26 protein-coding genes are annotated in these 25,045 nt (G+C 59.4%); 2 read left to right on the forward strand and 24 right to left on the reverse strand.

Annotated features, from left to right (window positions below; translation table 11 throughout):
• Positions 1-6: 6 nt before the first annotated feature.
• The 21 genes from K0F88_RS13730 to K0F88_RS13830 form a co-directional block, all read right to left on the reverse strand.
• A complete protein-coding gene (locus K0F88_RS13730) occupies positions 7-1,011 on the reverse strand; it encodes a substrate-binding domain-containing protein (protein ID WP_219095388.1) in 1,005 nt (334 codons plus the stop codon).
• 115 nt (positions 1,012-1,126) lie between these two features.
• Positions 1,127-1,945, reverse strand: coding sequence for an SDR family oxidoreductase (locus tag K0F88_RS13735; protein WP_219095389.1), 819 nt, complete (start codon positions 1,943-1,945; stop codon positions 1,127-1,129).
• Positions 1,946-2,142: 197 nt separating this feature from the next.
• Positions 2,143-3,018: an SMP-30/gluconolactonase/LRE family protein gene (locus K0F88_RS13740; RefSeq protein WP_219095390.1), complete on the reverse strand. Its 876-nt coding sequence runs from the start codon at positions 3,016-3,018 to the stop codon at positions 2,143-2,145.
• Positions 3,019-3,146: 128 nt separating this feature from the next.
• The gene (locus K0F88_RS13745; protein ID WP_094468493.1) at positions 3,147-3,863 is read right to left on the reverse strand and encodes a FadR/GntR family transcriptional regulator; all 717 of its coding nucleotides are present in this window, start codon (positions 3,861-3,863) and stop codon (positions 3,147-3,149) included.
• A gap of 143 nt (positions 3,864-4,006) precedes the next feature.
• Positions 4,007-4,567 (reverse strand): DUF1285 domain-containing protein, encoded by a 561-nt coding sequence (locus K0F88_RS13750; RefSeq protein WP_219095391.1) that lies wholly within the window; start codon positions 4,565-4,567, stop codon positions 4,007-4,009.
• A gap of 15 nt (positions 4,568-4,582) precedes the next feature.
• Complete coding sequence (locus K0F88_RS13755) at positions 4,583-5,188, reverse strand: DUF4823 domain-containing protein (RefSeq protein ID WP_219095392.1); 606 nt, start codon at positions 5,186-5,188, stop codon at positions 4,583-4,585.
• Between the two features lie 170 nt (positions 5,189-5,358).
• Complete coding sequence (locus K0F88_RS13760) at positions 5,359-6,327, reverse strand: GTP 3',8-cyclase MoaA (RefSeq protein ID WP_219095393.1); 969 nt, start codon at positions 6,325-6,327, stop codon at positions 5,359-5,361.
• A gap of 138 nt (positions 6,328-6,465) precedes the next feature.
• A complete protein-coding gene (locus K0F88_RS13765) occupies positions 6,466-7,104 on the reverse strand; it encodes a TetR/AcrR family transcriptional regulator (RefSeq protein ID WP_219095394.1) in 639 nt (212 codons plus the stop codon).
• Between the two features lie 342 nt (positions 7,105-7,446).
• On the reverse strand, positions 7,447-8,232 hold the full coding sequence (locus tag K0F88_RS13770) for a TatD family hydrolase (RefSeq protein WP_219095395.1): 786 nt from the start codon (positions 8,230-8,232) through the stop codon (positions 7,447-7,449).
• A gap of 14 nt (positions 8,233-8,246) precedes the next feature.
• Positions 8,247-8,603 (reverse strand): PilZ domain-containing protein, encoded by a 357-nt coding sequence (locus K0F88_RS13775; protein ID WP_094468499.1) that lies wholly within the window; start codon positions 8,601-8,603, stop codon positions 8,247-8,249.
• A 42-nt stretch (positions 8,604-8,645) separates the two neighbouring features.
• A complete protein-coding gene (locus K0F88_RS13780) occupies positions 8,646-9,632 on the reverse strand; it encodes a DNA polymerase III subunit delta' (RefSeq protein ID WP_219095396.1) in 987 nt (328 codons plus the stop codon).
• On the reverse strand, positions 9,625-10,257 hold the full coding sequence (gene tmk, locus K0F88_RS13785) for a dTMP kinase (RefSeq protein ID WP_010461848.1): 633 nt from the start codon (positions 10,255-10,257) through the stop codon (positions 9,625-9,627). The genes K0F88_RS13780 and tmk overlap by 8 nt, the downstream gene beginning before the upstream one ends.
• A gap of 19 nt (positions 10,258-10,276) precedes the next feature.
• Positions 10,277-11,500, reverse strand: coding sequence for an endolytic transglycosylase MltG (mltG, locus tag K0F88_RS13790; RefSeq protein ID WP_219095397.1), 1,224 nt, complete (start codon positions 11,498-11,500; stop codon positions 10,277-10,279).
• Between the two features lie 3 nt (positions 11,501-11,503).
• Positions 11,504-12,319 carry an aminodeoxychorismate lyase gene (gene pabC, locus K0F88_RS13795; RefSeq protein ID WP_219095398.1) on the reverse strand — a complete coding sequence of 272 codons (816 nt, stop codon included), beginning with the start codon at positions 12,317-12,319 and terminating at the stop codon, positions 11,504-11,506.
• A complete protein-coding gene (fabF, locus tag K0F88_RS13800) occupies positions 12,319-13,563 on the reverse strand; it encodes a beta-ketoacyl-ACP synthase II (RefSeq protein ID WP_010461853.1) in 1,245 nt (414 codons plus the stop codon). The genes pabC and fabF overlap by 1 nt, the downstream gene beginning before the upstream one ends.
• A gap of 108 nt (positions 13,564-13,671) precedes the next feature.
• On the reverse strand, positions 13,672-13,908 hold the full coding sequence (gene acpP / locus K0F88_RS13805; protein WP_003442511.1) for an acyl carrier protein: 237 nt from the start codon (positions 13,906-13,908) through the stop codon (positions 13,672-13,674).
• Between the two features lie 191 nt (positions 13,909-14,099).
• Positions 14,100-14,843 (reverse strand): 3-oxoacyl-ACP reductase FabG, encoded by a 744-nt coding sequence (gene fabG, locus K0F88_RS13810; protein ID WP_109633847.1) that lies wholly within the window; start codon positions 14,841-14,843, stop codon positions 14,100-14,102.
• 16 nt (positions 14,844-14,859) lie between these two features.
• On the reverse strand, positions 14,860-15,798 hold the full coding sequence (gene fabD / locus K0F88_RS13815; protein WP_219095399.1) for an ACP S-malonyltransferase: 939 nt from the start codon (positions 15,796-15,798) through the stop codon (positions 14,860-14,862).
• 126 nt (positions 15,799-15,924) lie between these two features.
• Complete coding sequence (gene plsX / locus K0F88_RS13820; protein WP_219095400.1) at positions 15,925-16,935, reverse strand: phosphate acyltransferase PlsX; 1,011 nt, start codon at positions 16,933-16,935, stop codon at positions 15,925-15,927.
• 4 nt (positions 16,936-16,939) lie between these two features.
• The gene (gene rpmF / locus K0F88_RS13825; protein ID WP_008152339.1) at positions 16,940-17,122 is read right to left on the reverse strand and encodes a 50S ribosomal protein L32; all 183 of its coding nucleotides are present in this window, start codon (positions 17,120-17,122) and stop codon (positions 16,940-16,942) included.
• Positions 17,123-17,135: 13 nt separating this feature from the next.
• Complete coding sequence (locus K0F88_RS13830) at positions 17,136-17,663, reverse strand: YceD family protein (RefSeq protein WP_004371317.1); 528 nt, start codon at positions 17,661-17,663, stop codon at positions 17,136-17,138.
• A gap of 105 nt (positions 17,664-17,768) precedes the next feature.
• On the opposite strand from K0F88_RS13830, the gene K0F88_RS13835 reads away from it, so the two are divergent.
• The gene (locus K0F88_RS13835; protein WP_219095401.1) at positions 17,769-18,347 is read left to right on the forward strand and encodes a nucleoside triphosphate pyrophosphatase; all 579 of its coding nucleotides are present in this window, start codon (positions 17,769-17,771) and stop codon (positions 18,345-18,347) included.
• Positions 18,348-18,395: 48 nt separating this feature from the next.
• On the opposite strand, the gene K0F88_RS13840 is transcribed toward K0F88_RS13835, so the two are convergent.
• From K0F88_RS13840 to rluC, 3 genes are read right to left on the reverse strand one after another with little or no spacing between them, the layout of a single operon-like run.
• The gene (locus tag K0F88_RS13840; protein WP_219095402.1) at positions 18,396-19,385 is read right to left on the reverse strand and encodes a S49 family peptidase; all 990 of its coding nucleotides are present in this window, start codon (positions 19,383-19,385) and stop codon (positions 18,396-18,398) included.
• A 24-nt stretch (positions 19,386-19,409) separates the two neighbouring features.
• Positions 19,410-20,072, reverse strand: coding sequence for an HAD-IA family hydrolase (locus K0F88_RS13845; protein WP_219095403.1), 663 nt, complete (start codon positions 20,070-20,072; stop codon positions 19,410-19,412).
• Complete coding sequence (gene rluC, locus K0F88_RS13850) at positions 20,059-21,021, reverse strand: 23S rRNA pseudouridine(955/2504/2580) synthase RluC (RefSeq protein WP_131062732.1); 963 nt, start codon at positions 21,019-21,021, stop codon at positions 20,059-20,061. Before rluC ends, K0F88_RS13845 begins: the two co-directional genes overlap by 14 nt.
• Before the next feature lie 699 nt (positions 21,022-21,720).
• On the opposite strand from rluC, the gene rne reads away from it, so the two are divergent.
• The gene (rne, locus tag K0F88_RS13855; protein ID WP_219095404.1) at positions 21,721-24,954 is read left to right on the forward strand and encodes a ribonuclease E; all 3,234 of its coding nucleotides are present in this window, start codon (positions 21,721-21,723) and stop codon (positions 24,952-24,954) included.
• Positions 24,955-25,045 lie beyond the last annotated feature (91 nt).

Raw genomic sequence — 25,045 nt, forward strand, 5'->3', positions numbered from 1 at the left:
CGGCCCTCAGTTCCAAAGGCCGATCTTTTCCAGTTCCTGCTTGAAGTTCTCGCGAGTGATCAGCGTCACGTCGTCCATCGCGGTGTACTTCGGTGGTTCTTTGCCGGTGGTGACCCACTCGAACATCATGCTCGCGGTGTTGTAGCCCTCGATGTGCGGGCTTGGCAGCATCGAACCGAAGAAACCGCTGTTGGCTTTCTTCAGCTCGCCAATGGCGTCGGTGCCGTTGATGCCGATGCCGATCACATTGGCCGCGGCGAAACCGGCGCTCTCGGTGGCGCGCACGCCGCCCAGCACGGTGTTGTCGTTCATGCCGCCGATGATCAGGTTTTTCGCTGCGCCCGGCAGTTTCACCAGGGCCGAGTTGGTGGCGTCCATGCTGCCCGGTACGTCGAGGGTTTTCAGGGCCGAGAACAGGATGTGGTCTTTTGGCATCCCGGCATCTTCCAGCGCTTTGACCGAACCGTCGGTGCGCTTCTTGCCGGTGTCGAGCTCATTGAAGGTGTTGATCACCGCATAGGTGTCTTTCCAGTCCCAACCGCGTTTTTTCGCTTCGGTGGCCATCGCTGCGCCCTGCTTCTGGCCAACTTCGAATGCGGCCATGCCGAGGTACGGAACGTCTTCCATGAACTTGCCATTGGCATCGACGAAACGGTCATCGACGGCGATGACTTTCATACCATTGAGCTTGGCTTTGGCCATGATGGCCGGGCCAAGGGAGACGTCCGGCGGGCAGATCACGAAGCCCTTGGCACCGTTGGCGGCGAGGCTGTCGATGGCCGAGAGGGTTTTCTCGCCGTCAGGCACGGCGATCTTGATCACAGTGAAACCCTTGTCTTTCCCGGCCTTTTCGGCGAATGCCCATTCGGTCTGGAACCAGGGCTCTTCCGCCTGCTTGACCAGAAAGCCGATTTTCACTTCCTCGGCCGCCAGCAGCGTGCTGCTCAGGCTGACCGCAGTGACCGCCAAAGCGGCACAGCACAGGGAACGGATCCCACGACGACGATTCATAAGCTGACTCCTTGTTATTTTTTTTGAGCGTTATTTTGAAAGCCGGTACTGCAAATAGTCATATCGTATGATGATTGGATTCAAAACGGAGTTCCGCTTCTGAAAGCCATGTTGCTCAGTCGTGGTACATGACCGAACGACCACCATCGATGGTGATGCACGAAGCATTGATGAACGGTGCTTCATCGCTGGCCAGGAAGACGGCCGTCATGGCCACTTCCATCGGTTGCCCGATACGACGCGGCGGGTGCAGGTCGAAGGCCCGTTGACGTTCAGCCTGGGGGTCGGCAAAACCGTTCCAGTAATCGACGTTCAATTGGGTTTCGATGTAGCCGGGGGCGATCGCATTCACGCGAACGCCTTTTGGTGCGTATTCAATGCCCAACGCGCGGGTCAGCCCGAGCAAGCCGTGCTTGGCCACCGGGTACGGAAAGCAGCCCGGGATGATGTGGGTGGAATGGGTCGAGGCGATGTTGATGATGCTGCCGATGCCTTGCTCGATCATTTGCGGCAACACCGCTTTGCAGCCGTACCACGCGCCGTCGAGGTCGATGGCGAAGCAGCGATGCCAGTCTTCTTCGGTCATTTCCAGTGGATCACGGAACACGTTGATCCCGGCGCAGTTGACCAATACGTCGATCCTGCCATGACGCTCGACGGCCAACCTGGCCATCGAGTGCAGGTCTTGTTGCCGGGAAACGTCAGCCTTGATCGCCTGAACATCAAAGCCTTTATCCCGCCAGTGGGCTGCGACTTTCTCGACTTTCTCGACCTGGATATCACTGATGATCAGTTTGGCCTGCTGCGACGCGAACGTGGCGACGATAGCCTCGCCGATGCCCTGAGCAGCGCCGGTCAGCAGCACGACCTTGTTCTTCAGGCGCTCGCCTTTGGGCGGCTCGGGCACGGCGGGCAAGGAAAGAGGCTCAGCCATGGATCAAGGCCCCCTTTTGCAGGGACGACAAAAACCGGGCATCTGTCGATGTCCGGTCAAAAGTCTTCTTGGAAAATCGCTGCATCACTTCACCTGTTTTGTTTTTTTAAGTGTGAGTGCGTGTAACTGATGGCCGACTATAAACCCGACCACCAAATAATCTCAATATATAATTTTACATCCCATATTTTGGGATTTTATCCAGCGAAGCGTGTGCAGGGTTTTCCGGGTACATCGACGCGAATCGACAGCAGCGCACCGTCCAGCGGGTGGTTGAGCGGGCTCGCGGCGCTGGTGATGTACAGGGTTTTCAAGTCTTCGCCGCCGAACACGCAACTAGTAGGGCGGCTGACCGGCAATTCGATAACGCGGTCGACATAGCCATCCGGAGTCAGCCTGATCAGGCAGCTGCCATCCCATCGGGCGTTCCAGATGAAACCCTCGGCATCCATCGCCGAGCCATCCGGTCCGCCCCGATCATGGGGACCGAACCAGACATACGCCGTGTCCAAGTTGCCATCGGTGTGGACGAAATAGCGGTACAAGGTTTTGTCCATGCTGTCGGCGAAAAACAGCGTGGTCTCGTCCTCGCTCCACAGCAACGTGTTGGGAATGCCCAGCCCGCGAAGCAGCGGCGTGACCCGCGCGTCGCGGTCGATGCGAAACAGGCCGCCGGAGCGACGCACAATGGGCAGGTCTTCGCCGTTCTCGCCGATGTTGTTTTGCATGGTGCCGAGCCAGAGCCGGCCTTGAGCATCGCAGCGGGCCTCGTTGGCGCGATTGCCGGGTTGCGGGTCGGCGACGCAGAGCAAGGTCAGGCGCGGTTCGAGCCCTGGTGAATCAAGGTCCAGCCGATAGACGCCGCTGCTCAACGTCACCAGCGCATCACCGCTTTCGCAGGGGATGAACGCGGACACGTGCTCCGGCATTTCCCAGATCTGCACGTTGGCGCCGATCAGCCGCAGGGCTTGCTTGCCGGCGATGTCCACCCAATACAGCGCCTGGGTCGGCACATCCCAGAACGGGCCTTCGCCAAGTTGTGCACGGTGTCCGGTAACCGCATGCCACGTCATGAAACCTCCTGTTTTTTCTTTTTTTGTGGGAGCGAGCCTGCTCGCGATAGCGGTGGGTCGGGTGACATCTGTATTGGATGTAACTCAGTCATTGCGAGCAGGCTCGCTCCCACATGGGCTCTCTGTGTTTAGCTGGCTTTTTTGTCAGCCATGACTTTTGGGTAAAAGCGCTTGATCGCCAGGTCCGCGTTATCAATCAGGGTCATGCAGGCCCAGACACCCCGCGCGGCATCCCGGGCGGCGATCGCGTCGGCCATGTCTTTGTGAATCGGCAGCGTGCGGCGCAATTCGTCCGGGTCGGCGGCGGACACTTCGAACGACACCGCCAACAGCGCCCCGAGGGCCGGGACCATTTGTTCAATGAACTGGTTGTGGCTGGCGGCAAGTATGCACTCGTGGAAGATCTGGTCGGCGCGGTTGTAATCGACGCCGCTGTCCACCGCCCGTTCCAACGCGTTATAGGCCTGCTGGATCGCATGAACCTGTTCGACCGTCGCGCGTTCGCAGGCCCAGCGAACGGCCATCGGTTCGATGGTGCGGCGCAGATCGAGCAAGTCGTCGACGAAATTTTCCGGCAAGCCACTGCGCGACAGCCAACCCACGACTTGTGGGTCGAAGAGGTTCCAGCGTCGCACCGGCAATACCCGCGTGCCGACCTTCGGCCCGACTTCGAGCATACCTTTGGCGACCAGTGTTTTGATGGCCTCGCGGATGACCGTGCGACTGACACCCAACTGCTCACCCAGATCGGCTTCGACCTTTATGGTTTCGCCGGGCTTGACCTGGCCTGCGGCTATCCAGCAACCGAGCCAATCGACGGTCGACGCATGAAAACTGCTGGACATGGGCACCTCGATGCAGGAACGGCACAAAGCCGTTCGCGATGGGAGTCCACGCTAATCATCATACGATTGGGTGTCAATTTGATTTTCCGTGTCCACGCGTAAAACCAATGTGGGAGCAGGCTCGCTCCCATATTTTTTACACGTTAAGGCTCGAGGCCGATGGGGAAGAACTCACCACTGCTCCAAACGCCAAGCCAGCGTTGCCCGTCGATCTCGCGGGTCACGGCCAGTTCTACCAATTGATAGAACACATTGCGATGGATCAGGGCTTCGAGGTTGGTGCGCACATGCACGTAGGGTGCTGGCTCTTGCGTGACCGGGTCGATCACCACGCGGATCGGGTGTTCGGTGCCGGCTTCCGTGGTCTCGTCGACATTGGTGGTGAAGCGCAAGACTTGTGCTTCGCCCTCGCCTTCCACGTCCACTGCAATCGCCACGAACGGCGCATCATCGACCTTGATACCGACCTTCTCGACCGGCGTGATCAGGAAATAATCATCGCCATCTCGACGAATGATGGTGGAGAACAGCTTGACCATCGGTTTACGCCCGATCGGCGTCCCCAGGTAGTACCAGGTGCCGTCGCGAGCGATGCGCATGTCGATGTCGCCACAGAAGTCAGGGTTCCACAGGTGGACCGGCGGCAAGCCTTTGGTTTTGGGGATTTGCCCCAACAAGTCGTTGGCTTTTTGCGGGCCACTCATGGCGTTCTCCTTGGATTACTGGTCGCTGAGACCAATCAGACTGCGCGCGTATTGCTCCAGCGGCGGGCCAATCAGGTCTTGTGGCTTGTTATCGTGGAACGTCAGTAAACCGCCACGACTCTTGATACGTGCAGTATCAATCAAATACTGGGTGCTGGTCTCGATCAACATGATCTGAATCACGCCGCTGTCGATGCCCAGGCGATCCACGTATTCCTGATCGAGCCATTCGTCCGAGTTACCAATACGGTCATCCGCCTTGGCGAACCGCGTGTAAAGCAAGTAATGCGCACCGGCGGCGCGGGCTTCACCCATGGCCTGGTCGAGGCCTTCGGGGGCACGCGCGCGGCGGACCATCGGGAAATATTCGATAAAACCGTTGTAGGCTTCTTCAGCGACCACGTTAGGTCGCGGATAAGCGCTGCCCGGCGGCGCGAAGGCACCTTGGGCGATGTATATGAAGGAGTCCGGCTGAATGCGCAGGTTATTCACCCGACGACTGTCGCTGTGATCCAGCAGCCCTGCATCGCTCATGTGGTAGCGAGTTCCTTCAGCCATATCGCTGACATTCATGCAGCCACCAAGCGCCAAAACGGCCAGCAGCAAAACCAGGCTACGCATCCTACCCTCCAGAGGCCGGTGACGGAAAACCGGCGAATGGCCATTGGATGCAGCTTCCGCGCCAGCTCGGCAAACATCTGCGTCTGACAGATTGCGTTCGCGGGCAAGCCACGCTCCCACAAGGTTTGCGCAACCCCTGTGGGAGCGGGCTTGCCCGCGATGGGGCCCGATCAGCCGCCAATAATCTTCATGACAGTCGCACCACCCGAAAACGCCACTTCCTGCTTGTCCCCCAAGGCTTTCACCAGAAGACGCTGCAACGCCGGCAACGCCTGATGGCGCGGCTTGTCCAACAGATCGCCGACATAGTGGCGATTGCTCGACGACAGGCAGCCATGCAGCCAGCCCGTGGACGACAGGCGCAACCGTGAGCAGGTCCGGCAGAAGGGAACACTTTCGTTGGCAATGACACCGAAATGCCCCTGCCCCGGAATTTCGTAGCGCACGGCAGTGGCGTCTACGGGCGCATCGGCTTGCAGGTATTCGTAGCGCTCGCCGATCAAGCTCAGCAACTGCTGAAGGCTGACGAACTGCTGCAGGAAGGCGTTGTTGTCGCTGGCCAGGTGCCCCATGCGCATCAGCTCGATGAAGCGCAATTCATAGCCACGATCCAGGCAGTAATCGAGCAGCGGCATCACCTGATCAAGGTTCTGGCCGCGCAGGGGCACCATGTTGACCTTGATTTTAAGGCCGGCGGCCTTGGCCTGATCCATACCGTCGAGCACGGTCGCCAGGTCGCCGCCACGGGCAATGCTGCGGAACGCGCTGGCATCCAGGGTATCGAGGGAAACGTTGATGCGCCGGATGCCGGCGTCCACCAGCAACGGCAGCTTTTTCGCCAGCAGTTGACCATTGGTGGTCAGGCTGATGTCTTCCAGGCCCATCTTGCCGACGGCGGTCATGAAGGCTTCGAGCTTGGGGCTGACCAGCGGCTCGCCACCGGTGATGCGCAAGCGCTCGATGCCCGCCGCTTCGATCAGATACGCCACGCCGCGCGCCATGGCCTCGGCCGACAATTCATCCTGCGCAGCCACCAGCCGCTTGCCATTGGGCACGCAGTAGGTACACGCGTAATTGCAGGCTGAGGTCAGGCTGATCCGCAAATTGCGGAAACGCCTGCCTTGACGGTCAACGATCATGGAGCACTCCGGCGAAAGGAATTTGAACGCGTAAAACTTGACTCACAAATCAAGTTTTAGCAAGTCCCATGCCTGAGTATATTCCTGAGGTACTGCGCCATATAGCGAAATCATGGCGCAATAAGGCAACTGAATGGTTCAGTTACTCGGAGTGTCGGTATCGCGCTTGCGCTTGTTGCCCATGCGCACGCCGATATCCATCAGGAACTGGAAGAAACCTTCCTGATCTTCCAGCACATTGCTCCAGAACGGCGAGTGATACAGCGCCACGGCACCGTGCACCAGCGCCCAGGACGCGCAGTAATGGAAGTAAGGCGGCACGTCTTCGAGCTTGCCTTCGCTGATCCGGCCCTTGATCAGCAAGGTCAGGCGTTCGAAGTTCGAGGCACGGATCTTGTGCAGCTCCTCGACCATCTCCGGCACCTGGTTGCCCTTGACCACCTTCTCTTCCAGGCGATCGAACAAGCGATAGCGTTGTGGATCGCGCATGCGGAATTCGAAGTAGGCCCGGGACAGGGCTTCCTTGTCCTTGTCGACATCAGCCGAATGCAACAGCTCGTTCAGATCACGCTCGTAGTCGAGCATCAGGCGCAGATAGATCTCCGCCTTGGATTTGAAATGCTTGTAGATCGTGCCTTTGCCGATACCGACGGCATCAGCAATCATCTCGACGGTGACACTGTCTTCACCTTGGTCGAGGAACAGCTTGAGCGCGGTATCGAGAATTTCTTGCTCGCGGCGACGAAACTCACGGACCTTACGAGGTTCTTTATGCATAAGAAAAGGTCTGTAGGGGTCAAAATTCGAAGCCGCGTATTATGCCTAACTTGCGCCAAAATGCACGGATCATCCGACCATATCTGTGTTTCTTGATGATTTCACACAGGGTCGCCTGTTGATGAGAACACTTCCGAAGCGCCCGTATTCCAAAATTGTTTAAAAACCGCGGCCGGTAAACTGGACTCGGCGCAATACTGATCAATACTTGAACTGTCGACGGGACATCTCCCCCAAGTGTCGCGTCGATATAGGTACCAACGGACCGCGTGCCTTTGTTTTACTCCTAATGGTCTTAACCCGGATTCACCCCCCAGAACCCGGGTTTTTTTTGCCTGCGATTCAGCCTTTCACATGCGCCAGCGGAAACAGACGCTTGAAGTTTTCAGTGGTCTGCTCGGCAAATCGCTCAAAAGACTCACCACGCAACATTGCCAGAAATTCCGCCACCTCGCGCACGTACTGCGGCAGGTTGGGTTTGCCGCGATAAGGGATCGGAGCCAGGTACGGCGAGTCGGTTTCTACCAGCAATCGATCAGCCGGCACTTTGCTGGCGACGTCACGCAGCGCATCGGCATTGCGAAAAGTGACAATGCCAGAGAGGGAAATGTAATAGCCCATGTCCAGCGCAGCCTTGGCCATGTCCCAGTCTTCCGTGAAGCAATGCAACACGCCCGCCTGAGGCAACGCAGCTTCGAGCAGCAAACTCAACGTATCAGCACGGGCGCCGCGGGTGTGGATGATCACCGGCTTGCCCGTTTGCTGAGCGGCTTGCAGGTGCAGGCGAAACGATGCCTGCTGCAACTCTGCCGCTTCCGGCTCGTAGTGATAATCCAGCCCGGTTTCACCGATGGCCACGACACGGGGGTGATTGAGCTCACGAAGCAACCAATCGAGCGCCGGCGCAGCACCCGGCTGTACATCCAGAGGATGCACACCCACTGAACAGTCGACGTCGTCATAACGTTCGGCCAGGGCTTTGACATCCGCGGCATTTTCGACGCTGACGCCGATACATAAAAAGTGCCCTACCCCGCGCTGCCGGGCCGCATCTAGTGCGGCATCCAGGGAGCCGTCGTGGGCGGCGAGGTCAAGACGATCGAGGTGACAATGGGAATCTACGAGCATAAAAGGGCTGCAACTTACATCGTATGAGTGGGACGGTCGGACTTCAGGGCTCCGGCCAGATGGGTTTCGATTCGACTGCGCGCGGTGTTGTCGCCGTCGTTGAATTGTACGCCGACCCCGGCAGCCCGATTGCCCTGCGCACCTTTGGGGGTAATCCAGGCAACCTTGCCGGCCACCGGAATCTTATCGACCTCATCCATCAGGTTCAGCAGCATGAACACCTCATCGCCCAACTTGTAGCTCTTGTTGGTCGGGATAAACAGGCCACCGTTCTTGATGAACGGCATGTAGGCCGCGTAAAGCACGGACTTGTCCTTGATGGTCAGGGACAAAATGCCGTTGCGCGGCCCCGGGTTGACGCCTTCATTCATGCTGACCTCCATTGCTGATGATCAGAGTCTAGGCACAGACGATCACTTCTGGGTAGGCAAGGATGCCCATTGCACCAGCAGCGCCTCCAGCAACAAGGCCGGATTGAGGTTGGCTTTGCTCATGACCTTCTGACGCTGGGCGAGAATCCAGTCCTGGATACTCAAGACCTTATCCTGAGCGGTTTTCTGCGCCAGGTATTGAATGACCTTGCGCATGTCCGCCAATCCCAACCCTGCTTCATCCTGGGTCAACTGATAGCGCAGGATCAGACTCGACCAGTCGCAGAACCAGTCGAACAACAGCAACTGCGGGACGGTTTTCCATTCTTCGGCCAATTGCGTCGGCGATTGCTGCTGCTTGAGCAGCTTCTTCACGCCTTCGACCACCAGCGCTCGCTGTTCGCGCACGCCCTGGGCCTGCAACTTGACCGCCGCCAGCGGAGAGCCGGCCGCCAGGGTCAGCAGTTCGACACGCTCTTCTTCCGAGCTGTCCGGCAGGGCCTTGGCCAGCCAGGCAAGACTCATCACTTCGCTCGGCAGCGGGCAGGCCTGCTGCACGCAGCGGCTCTTGATGGTCGGCAACAAACGGCTGGTCTGATGGCTGACCAACAGCAAAACGGTGTCGCCGGACGGTTCCTCAAGACTTTTGAGCAAGGCGTTTGCGGCGTTGATGTTCATCGACTCGACCGGCTCGATCAACACCACCTTGCGCCCGCCCATTTGGGCGGTCTGGACCACGAAGCTGACCAGATCGCGCACCTGATCGACCTTGATCGCCTTGTCGGCCTCTTCGGGTTCCAGGATGTAGTTGTCGGGGTGGCTGCCGGCCTTGAGCAGCAGGCAGGATTTGCACTCACCGCAGGCATCCTGCGCGGTCGGACGCTGGCACAGCAAACTGGCCATCAACCGTTCCGCCAGCGCCCGCTTGCCGATCCCGGCCGGGCCATGCAGCAGATAGGCGTGCGCATGTTGCTTGCGACCGGCCAATTGCTGCCAGAGGCTGTCCTGCCACGGATAGGCTTCAGCCACGGGCCAACTCCAGCAGGCGTGGCAGCAAGGCGTCCAGCGACTGCTGAACCTGCGCCAGCGGCTGAGCGGCATCGACCCGTACATAACGCGCAGGGTCAGCTTCAGCGCGCTTGAGGAACGCACTGCGCACGGCATCGAAAAAGGTTCGGCCTTCGAGTTCAAAACGATCCAGGCGACCGCGAGCGCTGGCGCGGGCCAGACCCACTTCCACCGGCAGATCAAAGATCAGCGTCAGGTCCGGGCGCAAATCGCCCTGCACAAAGGTTTCCAGGGCCGCGATACGCTCCAGCGACAATCCGCGACCGCCGCCCTGATAGGCGTAGGTCGAATCGGTAAAACGATCACACAAGACCACCGCGCCACGGGCCAGCGCCGGGCGAATCACCTCGGCCAGATGCTGGGCACGTGCGGCGAACACCAGCAACAGCTCGGTGTCGGGGTTCATGACTTCATCAACCGGCGCCAACAGCACTTCGCGGATCCGCTCGGCCAAAGGCGTACCACCCGGCTCGCGGGTCAACACCACCTCGATACCGGCGGCGCGCAGGCGCTCGGCCAGGTATTCGCGGTTGGTGCTCTTGCCGGCGCCTTCCGGGCCTTCCAGGGTAATAAACAAGCCAGTCACGGGCAGTCCTTAATCAGAGTCATTGCGGGCTTTGCGGGGCCGGCGCGTCCGGCTCGGGCACGGGCGTCGGAGCAGGTACAGCGGAGGGTTCTTGCGGCGCGCCTTGTGGCGCTACTTCTGGCAAAGCGTCGGGATCGGGATTGGGCGAAGCGGCCGGAATCGGCGCTTCGGCATCCGGTGTGTCGGCACTCGGGGTTTCTGGTGCCGAGACCGGTGCCGGGCTGGACCGGTAATCGGCACGACGCTTGAGCTGGAACTCGCGCACCGCATTATTGTGGGCATCCAGATCATCGGAGAACACGTGGCTGCCGTCACCGCGAGCGACAAAGTAGAGGCTGTTGCCCGCCACCGGGTTCAACGCGGCATGGATCGCTTCGCGGCCGACCATGGCAATCGGGGTCGGCGGCAGGCCCGAAATCATATAGGTGTTGTACGGCGTGGCTTCCTTGAGGTGGGCACGGGTCAACTTGCCGCTGTAGCGATCACCCAGGCCGTAGATCACCGTTGGATCGGTCTGCAGCAGCATGCCCATCGCCATGCGTCGCACAAACACGCCGGCAATCTGCCCCCGTTCCTGGGGCACACCGGTTTCCTTTTCCACCAGCGAGGCCATGATCAGCGCCTGATAGGGTTCGGTGTACGGCGCATCCGCAGCGCGCTGCTCCCATTCCTTGGCAAGGACTTCGTCGAGGCGATCGTAGGCTTTTTTCAGCAAATCGACGTCGGTCATGCCCCGCACGAAACGGTAAGTGTCGGGGAAGAATCGGCCCTCGGGAAAGATCCCGGTGTGGCCGAGCCTGGTCATCACGTCGCTATCGCTCAAGCCGTTCAGGGTCTGCTCGAGTTTTTCATCCTTGGCCAATGCCGCCCGGACCTGATGAAAATTCCAGCCTTCGACCAGGGTCAGGCTGTACTGAACGATGTCCCCACGCTTCCACAGGTCGATCAACCCTTCGACGGTCATGCCGGGCTGCATGCGGTATTCGCCCTTGTGCAAGGGTTGTCCGGCCAGATTGAAACGCCAATACACGCGCAACCAGAAAGCGTCCTTGATGACGCCATCGGCTTCGAGTCGATAGAAGGTGCGGGTCGGCGTGGTGCCTTTGGGCACTTCCAGCAGTTCTTCCTGGGTGATGTTCAGCGGCTGATTCAGCGCCGTATGAATCTTCCAGGCGGAGGCGCCCAGACACAGCCCTGCCAGAACCAATCCGGTTTCCAGCAGCAGCAAGAATTTACGTCTCACGTATCAAGCATCCAGTAGCGCACGGGCAATGGTTTGGAGTTTACGGGTGAGCGGCCCAACCGACCAGCTCAGCGCAGCATAGGCGCGCACCGGCCAAACGCCATACACGCTGTTGCAGACAAAGACTTCATCGGCCCATTGCAGCTGATCCAGGCTGATGTCAGTGATTTGCGTGGGGATCCCCAATGACTCGGCTTGAAACAATAATTCGGCGCGCATGACGCCGGCAACGCCGCAGCGCTTCAAATCGGCCGTGATCAGCACGCCATCGCGGATCAGGAACAGGTTGCTGAACACACCTTCGATCACGCGTCCCGCCAAATCGAGCATCAAGCCTTCAGCATGCTCGGTGTCCTGCCATTCGGAACGGGCGATGACCTGCTCCAGACGATTAAGGTGCTTGAGGCCGGCAAGCAGAGGCTGCCTGGACAATCGTGTCGCACACGGGAACAGGCGAACGCCCTGTTCGCCATTTACGGCCGGATAAGCAGCGGGAGGATTGCCTTGCAGAATGCGTCGGGCCTGAGCCGAGGGGTCGGGCGCGTAGCCGCGCAGACTGTCGCCGCGGGTGATGATGAGCTTGAGCACGCCCTCACCCAGTGCGCGGGCATAGGCCAGCAGCTCACTGCGGATCAGCTCGTGATCAGCATTGATCGCCAGGCGTGAACAACCATCGGCCAGACGCACCAGATGTCGATCCAGCAGCAACGGCTGTCCGCCACGCACGGCAATGGTCTCGAACAGACCATCACCGTAAGCCAGGCCGCGATCTTTCAGCGACAAAGCGTCAGCCGGCTGACCGTCGACCCAGCTGTCCATCAGTCAGCGAACCGGCGGAACACCAGCGAGCCGTTGGTACCGCCAAATCCGAAGGAGTTGGACAGCACCACATCGATATCCATGTTGCGCGCGGTGTGCGGCACGAAATCGAGATCGCAGCCTTCGTCCGGCTCATCGAGGTTGATGGTCGGCGGCGCCACCTGGCTGTTGATCGCCAGCACACTGAAGATCGCCTCGACGGCACCTGCTGCACCCAGCAAGTGACCGGTCATGGACTTGGTCGAACTGACGGCCAGTTTGTAGGCGTGATCGCCGAACACCGACTTGATCGCACAGGCTTCGGCGAGGTCGCCGGCCGAGGTCGAGGTGCCGTGGGCGTTGATGTATTGAACCTGGTCGCCATTGATCTTCGCGTCGCGCAGGGCATTGGTGATGCAACGTGCGGCACCGGCGCCATCGGCCGGAGGCGAAGTCATGTGATAGGCATCGCCACTGGTGCCGAAACCGATCAGCTCGGCGTAGATGGTCGCGCCGCGCGCCTTGGCGTGCTCCAGCTCTTCGAGAACAAGGGCGCCGGCACCGTCGGACAAGACGAAACCATCACGGCCCTTGTCCCATGGACGGCTGGCACGGGTTGGCTCGTCGTTGCGGGTCGACAGCGCACGGGAAGCACCGAAGCCACCCATGCCCAGACCGCAAGCCGCCATCTCGGCGCCGCCGGCAATCATCACGTCGGCTTCGTCGTACATGATGTTGCGGGCTGCCATGCCAATGCAGTGCGTACCGGTGGTACAGGCGGTGGCGATGGCGTAGTTAGGTCCCTGTGCACCCAAGTGGATGGACAGAAAACCGGAAATCATATTGATGATCGAGCCAGGCACGAAAAACGGAGAAATCCGTCGTGGGCCGGAATCATGCAGGGTGCGGCTGGTTTCTTCGATATTGGTCAGACCGCCAATACCCGACCCCATGGCCACGCCGATGCGTTCACGGTTGGCGTCGGTGACTTCAAGGCCTGCGTTACGTACAGCCTGAAAACCGGCCGCCAGACCGTACTGAATGAACAGGTCGAGCTTGCGTGCTTCCTTGACCGACAGGTATTCCTCGACATTGAAGCCCTTTACCGAGCCGCCAAAACGGGTGGAATAGGCAGAAAGGTCGGTGTGTTCGATCAGACCAATGCCACTGCGGCCAGCCAGAATGCCCTGCCAACTGCTTGGCACATCCGTGCCCAGTGGCGACAACATACCCATACCGGTGACTACGACGCGTCTACGCGACACAGCACTCTCCTTTTTCAAATGACGACTTTGCATCAGGCCTAAAGAAAAAACCGCACGCCGTGATGGCAGTGCGGTTTTTCCATGACAGCAAGCAACGATTACAAGCTATTAAGCCTGGTGGTTAGTAACGTAATCGATTGCGGCTTGTACAGTAGTGATCTTTTCAGCTTCTTCGTCAGGGATTTCGGTCTCGAATTCCTCTTCCAGAGCCATCACCAGCTCAACGGTGTCAAGGGAGTCGGCACCCAGGTCTTCAACGAAGGAAGCAGTGTTGACCACTTCTTCTTCTTTAACGCCCAGTTGCTCAGCAACGATTTTCTTGACGCGCTCTTCGATGGTGCTCATACCTTGTTTTCACTCCTAATGGACAAATTCAGGCAGCTGGCCAGTGGGTAAGTGTATAGAAAGACTTTTCAGTTTTTCAACTGAAAGCTTCACTCCTCAAACCCGACGACCCTCTGCCTATAAATAGATTGCAGCTTTATAACGGATTTTAGACAGCTCGTATGACATTTTTTTGAAGCAATCCGTCACATTTAACTCATGTACATCCCGCCGTTCACCGGGATTGTAGCCCCAGTAACGTAAGCCGCACCGTCGGATGCAAGAAAAGCGACCACAGACGCGATCTCTTGAGCTTGTCCCAGACGGCCCAGCGGAATCTGCGTCTGCAAGGCTTCACGCTGCGCCTCGGGCAGTTCGCGGGTCATATCGGTGTCGATGAACCCAGGGGCCACCGAGTTTACCGTAATCGAACGCGAACCGACTTCACGCGCCAGTGCACGGCTGAAACCTTCCAGACCGGCCTTGGCGGCTGCGTAGTTTACTTGGCCTGCGTTGCCCATGGCACCCACAACCGAGCCAATACTGATAATTCGTCCCCAACGGGCTTTGGTCATACCGCGCAAAACGCCCTTGGACAGGCGGAACAGACTGTTCAGGTTGGTATCGACGACGTCATGCCATTCGTCATCTTTCATGCGCATCATCAGATTATCGCGGGTGATGCCGGCATTGTTGACCAGGATCGCCGGCGCTCCAAACTGCGAAGTGATGCTCGCCAGTACAGCGGCAACGGATTCGTCGCTGGTGACATTGAGTTCCAGGCCAGTGCCTTGAATACCGTTTTCCTTCAGGGTAGCGGCAATACGCTCGGCGCCGGAAGCGGACGTCGCGGTACCTACAACGATAGCGCCCTGACGACCCAGCTCCAGGGCGATAGCCTGGCCAATACCGCGGCTCGCACCGGTGACCAGTGCAACTTTACCTTGCAGACTCATGCAAGTTTCTCCTGATTCAGGCCAGCGCTGCACGGGCGGCAGCGAAAGCGTCTGGGGTATTGAGGTTGGATGTCGATACGCCTTCGGCGCAACGTTTGTTCAGGCCGGCGAGTACTTTGCCAGGGCCGCACTCGACCAACTGGGTCGCGCCCTTGGCGGCCAGCGCCTGGACCGATTCAACCCAGCGTACAGGCTTGTAGAGCTGCTCAAGCAGATCGCGCTTGAGGGTTTCCAGATCGGCCGGCACAGAAGCGCTGACGTTCTGCACCACAGGGATTTGCGGCGCTTGCCAGTCGATTGCAGCGATCGACTCAGCGAAACGCTCGGCTGCCGGACGCATCAGCTCGCAGTGAGACGGCACGCTGACCGGCAGCGGCATGGCACGCTTGGCACCACGGGCCTTGCAGCCTTCTATGGCGCGTTCGACCGCAGCCTTTGCACCGGCGATCACGACCTGGCCCGGGGAGTTGAAGTTGACCGCGCTGACCACTTCGCCTTGCGCCGCTTCGGCACAGGCGGCCAACACGTCAGCATCTTCCAGACCGAGGATTGCGGCCATGCCGCCCTGCCCGGCCGGAACGGCTTCCTGCATCAACTGACCACGGCGCTCCACCAGCTTGACGGCGGCACCCAGGCTCAGGCTGCCTGCCGCGACCAGCGCGCTGTACTCACCCAGGCTGTGACCGGCAACGTAAGCCGGGCGCGCGCCGCCTTCCGCCAGCCACAGACGCCACAAGGCGATCGAGGCGGTCAGAATGGCCGGCTGGGTTTTATCGGTTTGATTGAGTTGCTCTTCCGGCCCCTGCTGGGTCAGTGCCCACAGGTCGTAACCCAGAGCATCGGAAGCTTCTTTGAATGTTTCGAGGACAACCGGATGTTGTGCGCCCAACTCGGCCAGCATGCCGAGGGACTGCGAACCCTGTCCTGGAAAGACGAATGCGAGGGAAGCAGACATGTAACAAGCCCCTAATGATCTTGTCGTCGGAGAATTTGACGTCCCGCTTGGGGGACGCAAGAAACTGACAGTTGGATGGCCAATTGAACTGAGCGGTCACATTTAAGCATTGTCCGACGAAAACGCCTAAAGCAACAAATCCTCCAGACGACCGTGAATGCGTTCCGGAAGGTTTTCCTGGATCTCGATCAGCGCTCGGGATATGGCACTCTGAAAACCCTGGACCCCGGCCGAACCGTGGCTTTTCACCACAATCCCCTGCAAACCGAGGAAGCTTGCGCCGTTATGTCGCGCAGGCGCCAGATCGGCCTGCAAACGCCTCATCAGCGGCAGCGCCAGCGCGCCGACCATTTTCGAGGCGAGGTTTTTCTTGAACAAAGCTTCGATGCGCCCGGCAATCATGGTCGCCAGGCCTTCGCTGGACTTGAGCAGGATATTGCCGACAAAGCCGTCACACACCACCACGTCCGCCTCGCCACGGTACAAACCGTCACCTTCGACAAAACCGATGTAGTTGATGCCGCGAGCGCTTTGCAACAAGGTCGCCGCCAGCTTGACCTGCTGATTGCCCTTGATGTCTTCGGTGCCGATGTTCAGCAAGGCCACCCGTGGGCGAACAATGCCGAGGGTCTCTGCCGCCACCGAGCCCATCACCGCAAACTGCAATAAATGCTCGGCGCTGCAATCTACGTTGGCACCGAGGTCGAGCAACTGGCAATAACCCTTCTGCGTCGGAATCGCCGCCACCATCGCCGGCCGATCGATGCCTGGCAACGTCTTGAGCACAAACCGCGACAACGCCATCAGCGCGCCGGTATTGCCGGCACTGACACAGGCCTGGACCTTGCCATCACGCAACAGCTCAAGCGCCACGCGCATCGACGAGTCAGGCTTGCCACGCAAGGCCTGGGCAGGCTTTTCGTCCATGGTGATAACTTCGGACGCCGGAGCAATTGACAGGCGTGAGCGATCCACAGCCGATTGGCCAGAGAGCAATTCTTCAAGTAGGGAGGGTTGACCGACGAGGGTCAGGTGCAGCGAGGGCGTAGCAGACAGGCAAGCAATGCTGGCCTGAACAATGCTGCGGGGACCGAAGTCCCCGCCCATTGCGTCAATCGCGATGACTTGAGCAGACAAGTGATTACTCGTCAGCGCCCTTATCGATCACTTTACGGCCACGGTATACGCCTTCTGGCGATACGTGGTGACGCAGGTGAATTTCACCGGTGGTTTTTTCTACAGACAGAGTGCTTGCCGTCAGGGCATCGTGCGAACGACGCATGTCACGGGCAGAGCGGGATTTTTTGTTCTGCTGAACAGCCATAATTGATTAACTCCTAAACGTTTGGGTCACGCTTTAACTGCGCCAATACACTGAACGGGTTGGACCGCGTTACCTCGTCCTCGCTCGGTTCGGGCTCATCGAGACCCGCCGGCTGCTGGCATTCTTCCGGATGATGAGCAGGCACAATGGGCAAGGCGAGCAGAAGCTCCTCCTCGATCAGTGACTGCAGATCCAATGGATCTTCGCCCAGTTCCAGCACGTCATAACCTTTCGGCAACGACTGGGTATTCGCACCCTCCTTCACCACAGCATAACTGCATTCGCTGTGGATCGGCAGGGTGACCAGCTCAAGACAACGCTGGCAAACCATTTTGACTTCGGTGTCGATAAAACTGTGGATAACCACAGACTTACGTTCATCTCGTTCAAAAACGAATTTAGCCTGCACCGTACCGACAGTATCGGAAAGCGGGTCGCAGAGTCTCTCCAAATCGGCCAGCAGCAGTTCACCTTGAAGGGTGGTGCCACGGTCAGCCAATTTGCGCGGGTCAACGTGAGGTGGAATCGGGTCATTCAACATAGGCGCAGCATTATAGGGATGCACCCAGCCATGTCAAAGGAAATTCAGCCCTGTCCGTCACTTGGAAGCCTCGGTAGAATTCGCGCCTGTCTTCCGGAGATGCGCATGCTGCCTTTATTACTCGCTTCAAGCTCGGTTTATCGCCGGGAATTGCTGGCCCGCTTGCAGCTGCCATTCACCTGCAGTTCGCCGGATATCGATGAAAGCCATCGCCTGGATGAGTCGGCCATCGAACTGGTAAAGCGCCTCGCCGAAGGAAAAGCCCGGGCACTTGCCGGCAGCCACCCCGCCCATCTGATCATCGGCTCCGACCAGGTCGCCGTCCTCGGCGAGCGGATCATCGGCAAACCCCACACCTTCGAGAAGGCCCGCGAACAACTGCTGGCATCGAGCGGTGCCAGCGTGACCTTCCTGACGGGCCTGGCGCTGCTGAACAGCCAGACCGGCGACTGCCAGGTCGACTGCGTGCCTTTCACCGTGCACATGCGCACCCTCGACCCGGCACGCATCGAGCGCTACCTGCACGCCGAACAGCCCTACGACTGCGCTGGCAGCTTCAAGGCCGAAGGCTTGGGGGTGAGCCTGTTTCAAAACACCGAAGGCCCTGACGCCACCAGCCTGATCGGCCTGCCGCTGATTCGCCTGATCGACATGTTGCTGGCCGAAGGCGTGCAAATACCCTGAACACAAAAAACCGGCCACTGAGGCCGGTTTTCTGGTGCAACCAAAGCATCAGCGCAATGAAGGCCCCTGGAAGCCCATCCACATCGCCAATTGCTCAGCCACGCTGGCACCGAGCTTTTTCGAGAAGCGATCGAACGGCGATTCCTGAACGGTGAAATCCACCAGTTCCTTCTCGCCAATCACATCACGCGCCACCGAACTGGCATTCCCCAGGCCATCGATCAGACCCAGCGGCAACGCCTGCTCGCCGTTCCAGACCAGTCCAGAGAATAGCTCCGGATGATCCTTGTCCTTGAGACGGTCACCACGGCCCTTCTTCACGCTATTGATAAACTGCTGGTGCGTGGTATCCAGAACGCCCTGCCAGAACTGAGTCTCCTCAGGCTTCTGCGGCTGGAACGGGTCGAGGAACGACTTGTGCTCGCCGGACGTGTAGGTCCGACGCTCGACGCCGAGCTTCTCCATGGTACCGACGAAACCATATCCGGCTGCCGTCACACCAATGGAACCCACCAGACTCGCCTTGTCGGCGTAAATCTGATCCGCCGCGCTGGCGATGTAATAAGCACCGGAAGCGCCCAGGTCGGAAATCACCGCGTACACCTTGGTGTCCGGGTGCAAGCCGCGCAGACGGACGATTTCGTCATACACGTAACCCGACTGCACCGGACTGCCGCCCGGACTGTTGATGCGCAGGATCACACCCTTAACCTTCTCATCCTCGAAGGCTGCACGCAGGCTGCCAACGATGTTGTCGGCGCTGGCTGGCTCCTTGTCGGCGATCATGCCGGTCACGTCGATCAACGCCGTGTAGTGGGAACCGCGGGTCGCGCTTTTTTCCATGTCCATCAGCGGCGTGAACAGAATCAACGCGCCAAACAGGTACACAAAGGTCAGCAGCTTGAAGAAAATCCCCCAGCGACGAGACCGGCGCTGCTCCTGGACACTGGCCAGCAGAGTCTTTTCCAGCAGCTTCCAGCTTTTTTCGTCACCGCTCTCTGCGCTCGCCTTGGCGGGCGCCTTCCATTCGTCGGTCATGACATCTACCCCAGCAAAAACCTGTTAAGCCCGCTGACCCAGCCAGGCATGCAATTCTGAAAAACGATCAATGGCCAGTCGCGGCTCGAACAGCTTCAGCGCGTCGATCGATTGCGCGCCATAACTGACCGCCACCGAATCCATGCCGGCGTTACGCGCCATCTGCAGATCGAAGGATGAATCGCCGACCATCAGCGCCTGCTCCGGACGAACCTCGCAATGCGCGAGAATCTGCTCAAGCATCAGCGGATGGGGCTTGCTGGCGGTTTCATCGGCGGCACGGGTGATATCGAAATAATCTTCCCAGCCGTGAGCCTTCAGCACCCGGTCCAGCCCGCGACGAGCCTTGCCCGTGGCCACAGCCAGATGATAACCCTCGGCGCGAAACGCCTCCATCGACTCGACCACACCTTCAAACAACGGCGAAGGCACGGCTTCGGCAGCGATGTAGTGATCCGCGTAGTGCTGACGGAACGCCACCAACTCCGCATCGCCAATGTCCGGGTACAACGTGCGAATGGCCTCAGGCAAGCCCAGACCGATAATGCCTTTGACGGCAAAATCATCGCGCAACTGAAACCCGGATCGTTCGGACGCGACATGCATCGCCTCGACAATCCGACCAATGGAGTCAGCGAGTGTGCCATCCCAATCGAAAATCAGCAGTTTGTAATCAGAGGGGTGCACTCAGGCGCTCCACGGTCTTGGCCCACATTTCGTCCACCGGCGCCTGCAATTTCAGCTCGCCACCATCCGGCAGCGGCACAGTCAGCAGGTACGCGTGCAGGAACAGGCGTTTGCCGCCCAAATCGCGGATTTCCTTGCTGAAACCTTCGTCGCCATACTTGGTGTCGCCAGCGATGCAGTGCCCGGCGTGCAAGGTGTGGACGCGAATCTGGTGAGTCCGACCGGTAATCGGCTTGGCCTCGATCAGGGTGGCAAAGTCGCCGAAGCGGCGCAGGACCTTGAACACGGTCACAGACTCCTTGCCCTCCTCCTCGTCGACCTCGACCATACGCTCGCCGGAACGCAGATTGCTCTTGCCCAGCGACGCCCGGACTTGCTTGATCGAGGCCGCCCAATTACCACGGACCAGCGCCATGTAGCGTTTGTCGACGCCATCGCCGCGCAAGGCGGTGTGCAAGTGGCGCAACATGCTGCGCTTCTTGGCGATCATCAACAGACCTGAGGTATCACGGTCGAGACGGTGAACCAGTTCGAGCTCCTTGCAATCGGGACGCAACTGACGAAAGGCTTCGATCACCCCGTAAGTCAGACCGCTACCGCCATGAACAGCAATGCCGCAAGGCTTGTTGATCACGATCAGCGCTTTGTCCTCGAACACAATCGAGGCTTCGAGGCGTTGCAGCAGGCCCTGGGCCAGCGGCACCGGCTCGTCGCGTTCGGGCACGCGAACCGGCGGCACGCGCACGATATCGCCCGCCTGCAGCTTGTATTCGGGCTTGATCCGACCTTTGTTCACCCGCACTTCGCCCTTGCGCAAAATGCGGTAAATCAAGGTCTTGGGCACGCCTTTGAGCCGAGCGAGAAGGAAGTTATCAATACGTTGGCCGGCATATTCCGGCGAGACCTCCAGCAGTTGTACGGCTGGGGTCGAAGGGGCAGTAGTCGTCATGCCGCGGATGATAACAATTTTTTATGGAATTGAAGCACTTAATCATTGCTGCTATAGTCGCGAACGCCGCCAAAAGCGGCCTGGACAGCGGACTAACGGTCAAAAACCGGCCCTGACCAACGCAATTCACCAGGACGCGAGGCCGTCCTACGGGGCTTTCGCTACGTAACGGTGGAGTTTGCAGCTGTAACAAGCGCAGGTGACATGAGGCCTGAATCAAGCCGTAAAGCAGAGTTTTCACTCGCCTTGCGAGCCATATTCATGGCCAGTTCACAAAGTGCAGTCAGCTAAGGACGACCCCGAGCGAACGCTTCGGAAACAACGCCTAAATTAGCCATGATGCGTGACCTCCCCCTTCGGAGCTCACGGTAAATGCCAACCCGCTGCGGATTCTGCGCGCGGCAGCACCCGAATTATCAGGGATACGTGTAGGGTGGAGATGCACAACCGCTGGACTGTGTAGCAATAGGCTTTATCAAGACGCTTCATCTCGTCCACAGCCGCTGGTTGATTCCTCCTCCTGACTGAGTGCTTAAGTAGCCACAGCAAGCAGGACGCGTAAGTCGCGATAACGGCCCAATTGGCCAGACATCGCTGGACACGGGAATGGCCAACCACTCCCGACGCACCTGACACCGACCATGAGAAGTCGTGTGTGCCGAACGCCGTTTCCGGCAGCCCGGAAACCGACGGTACTACATGAAAAGAATGCTGATTAACGCAACTCAACCCGAAGAGTTGCGTGTTGCACTGGTAGATGGCCAACGCCTCTACGACCTGGACATCGAATCCGGTGCACGCGAGCAGAAGAAGGCCAACATCTATAAAGGCCGGATTACTCGCATCGAACCAAGCCTTGAGGCTGCCTTTGTCGATTTCGGCTCCGAGCGCCACGGCTTCCTGCCCCTCAAAGAAATCTCCCGCGAATACTTCAAGAAAGCCCCAGAAGGCCGCGTCAACATCAAGGACGTCCTGAGCGAAGGCCAGGAAGTCATCGTTCAGGTCGAAAAAGAAGAACGTGGCAACAAGGGCGCAGCCCTGACCACCTTCATCAGCCTGGCCGGTCGTTACCTGGTGCTGATGCCAAACAACCCGCGTGCCGGCGGTATCTCCCGTCGCATCGAAGGTGAAGAGCGCAACGAACTGCGTGAAGCCCTGAACGGCTTGGTTGCCCCGGCCGACATGGGTCTGATCGTTCGCACTGCCGGCCTTGGCCGCAGCAGCGAAGAAATGCAGTGGGACCTCGATTACCTGCTGCAACTCTGGACCGCCATCAAAGAAGCCTCGCTGGATCGCTCCGCGCCATTCCTGATCTATCAGGAAAGCAACGTGATCATCCGCGCCATCCGCGATTACCTGCGCCAGGACATCGGCGAAGTGCTGATCGACAGCGTTGAAGCCCAGGACGAAGCCCTGACCTTCATTCGCCAGGTAATGCCGCAGTACGCCAGCAAGATCAAGCTGTACGAAGACAGCGTTCCGCTGTTCAACCGTTTCCAGATCGAAAGCCAGATCGAGACCGCTTTCCAGCGCGTCGTTGAACTGCCTTCCGGCGGTTCCATCGTTATCGATCCGACCGAAGCCCTGGTGTCCATCGACATCAACTCGGCGCGCGCCACCAAAGGCAGCGACATCGAAGAAACCGCCCTGCAGACCAACCTTGAAGCCGCCGAAGAAATCGCCCGTCAGTTGCGCTTGCGCGACATCGGCGGCCTGATCGTCATCGACTTCATCGACATGACCCCTGCCAAGAACCAGCGCGCCGTGGAAGAAAAAGTCCGCGAATGCCTGGAAGCCGACCGCGCTCGCGTGCAAGTCGGTCGCATCTCGCGCTTCGGCCTGCTGGAAATGTCCCGTCAGCGCCTGCGTCCATCCCTGGGCGAAAGCAGCGGCATCGTTTGCCCGCGTTGCAACGGCACCGGCATCATCCGTGACGTTGAATCGCTGTCCCTGGCGATCCTGCGCCTGATCGAAGAAGAAGCCCTGAAAGACCGCACCGCCGAAGTTCGCGCCCAAGTGCCGATTCCGGTCGCAGCCTTCCTGCTCAACGAAAAACGCAACTCGATCACCAAGATCGAACTGCGCACCCGTGCCCGCATCGTCATTCTGCCGAACGATCACCTCGAAACGCCGCACTTCGAAGTTCAGCGTCTGCGTGATGACAGCCCGGAAGCCGCAGTCGGCCAGTCCAGCTACGAAATCGCAGCAGCCGCTGCCGAAGTCGAAGAAGTCCAGCCAGCCGCCGCGACCCGCACCCTGGTTCGTCAGGAAGCCGCAGTCAAGACCGCTCCGGCCCGCGCCAACGCTCCGGTTCCGACCGAAGTCGTCGCTGCCGCACCTGTGGCTGCACCGGCCGCCGCGCCAGAGCCTAGCCTGTTCAAAGGCCTGGTGAAGTCGCTGGTCAGCCTGTTTGCTACCAAGGAAGAGCCTGCGGCTCCGGTTGTGGTTGAAAAACCTGCGACCACCGAGCGTCCGGCCCGTAACGAAGAGCGTCGCAACGGTCGTCAGCAGAGCCGCAACCGTAACGGTCGCCGTGATGAAGAGCGCAAGCCTCGTGAGGAACGTGCACCGCGTGAAGAACGCGCACCACGTGAGCCACGCGAAGAGCGTCAACCACGCGAAGCCCGCGAAGAAACCCCGGTAGTCGCCCGCGAAGAGCGTGCTCCACGTGAAGAGCGTGCTCCACGCGCCCCTCGTGAAGAACGTGCACCGCGCGCCCCTCGCGAAGACCGCAAGCCACGTGGCGAGCGTGAAGAACGCGTGCGTGAACTGCGCGAACCTCTGGATGCCACCGCTCCAGCCGCTGCTGCGACTGCTGCGACCGCTGAAGAGCGTCCGGCTCGCCAGCCACGTGAAGAACGCGCTCCACGCCCACCGCGTGAAGAACGTCAGCCACGTGCCGAGCAAGCCGCTGCCGCGGTTGCCGAAGAAGAACTGGTAACCAACGAAGAGCAACTGCAGGAAGATGGTCAGGAAGGCGCCGAAGGCGATCGTCCACGCCGCCGCTCCCGTGGCCAGCGTCGTCGCAGCAACCGTCGCGAGCGTCAACGCGATGCCAACGGTAACGTGATCGAAGGTTCGGAAGAATCCGAATCCGCCGAAGGCAGCGAAGCAGGCGAAAGCAACGAAGCGCCAAGTACTTCCGATCTGGCCGCCGGCCTGGCTGTTACCGCAGCCGTTGCCAGCACCGTGATCAGCGCACCGGCTGAAGCACAAGCCAACGAGCAAGCCGAACGTGCAACGGCCGCCACCCTGGAGACGGCTCCGGTCGAAGCGCCTGTGGTAGAAGCGACGACTCCGGTGGAAGCCACTGCGGCTCCGGAAATCGAAGTGGCACCGGTTCGTGAAGCTGAGCCGGTTGTTGAAACCGCTCCAGTGGCCGAACCCGTGTTTGCTGCCGAACCAGCGGTCGAAACCTCCAGCGAAACCGTCACCGACGCTGTCCGCGAAGTTCGTGAAGAACAAACCGCGTTCAACTGGGTGGCCGAACCGGTAGCTGTTGAAGCACCTGCACCGGTTGCTGAAGTCCAGGCGGCTGAAACCGTGGTCTCCGAGCCAGTGGTTGTGGCTGCCGAGCCTGCTCCCGTCGTTGAAGCACCGACGCCGGTTGTTGCCGAAGTGGCCGCACCGGTCGTTGAAGCAGCTCCCGTCAGCGCCCTGACCGAAAATGGCCGTGCACCGAACGACCCGCGTGAAGTGCGTCGTCGCAAGCGTGAAGCCGAGCGTCTGCAGAAGGAAGCCGAACTGGCTGCCGCTGCTGCTCCGGTTGAAGCGGTTGTCGCTGACGAGCCTGCACCGGTTGTGGCTGAAGTGATCGAAGCGGCACCTGCTGCCGAGTCGGTCATCGAAGAAGCACCGCGCTCCGTACAGGAAGCGGTCGAGCAACACGAACAAGCCCTGGAAAAAGAACACGAGCCTAAACCCCTCGTCTGATTCCATCGGCCACTAAAAAGCCCCGTCTGGTGATCCAGGCGGGGCTTAATGAGATGGTCAGCCTGACCGAGAAGCCCTGCAGGTTTACGCT

This window comes from Pseudomonas sp. UMAB-40 (assembly GCF_900095275.1).
GTDB lineage: Bacteria > Pseudomonadota > Gammaproteobacteria > Pseudomonadales > Pseudomonadaceae > Aquipseudomonas > Aquipseudomonas mandelii_B.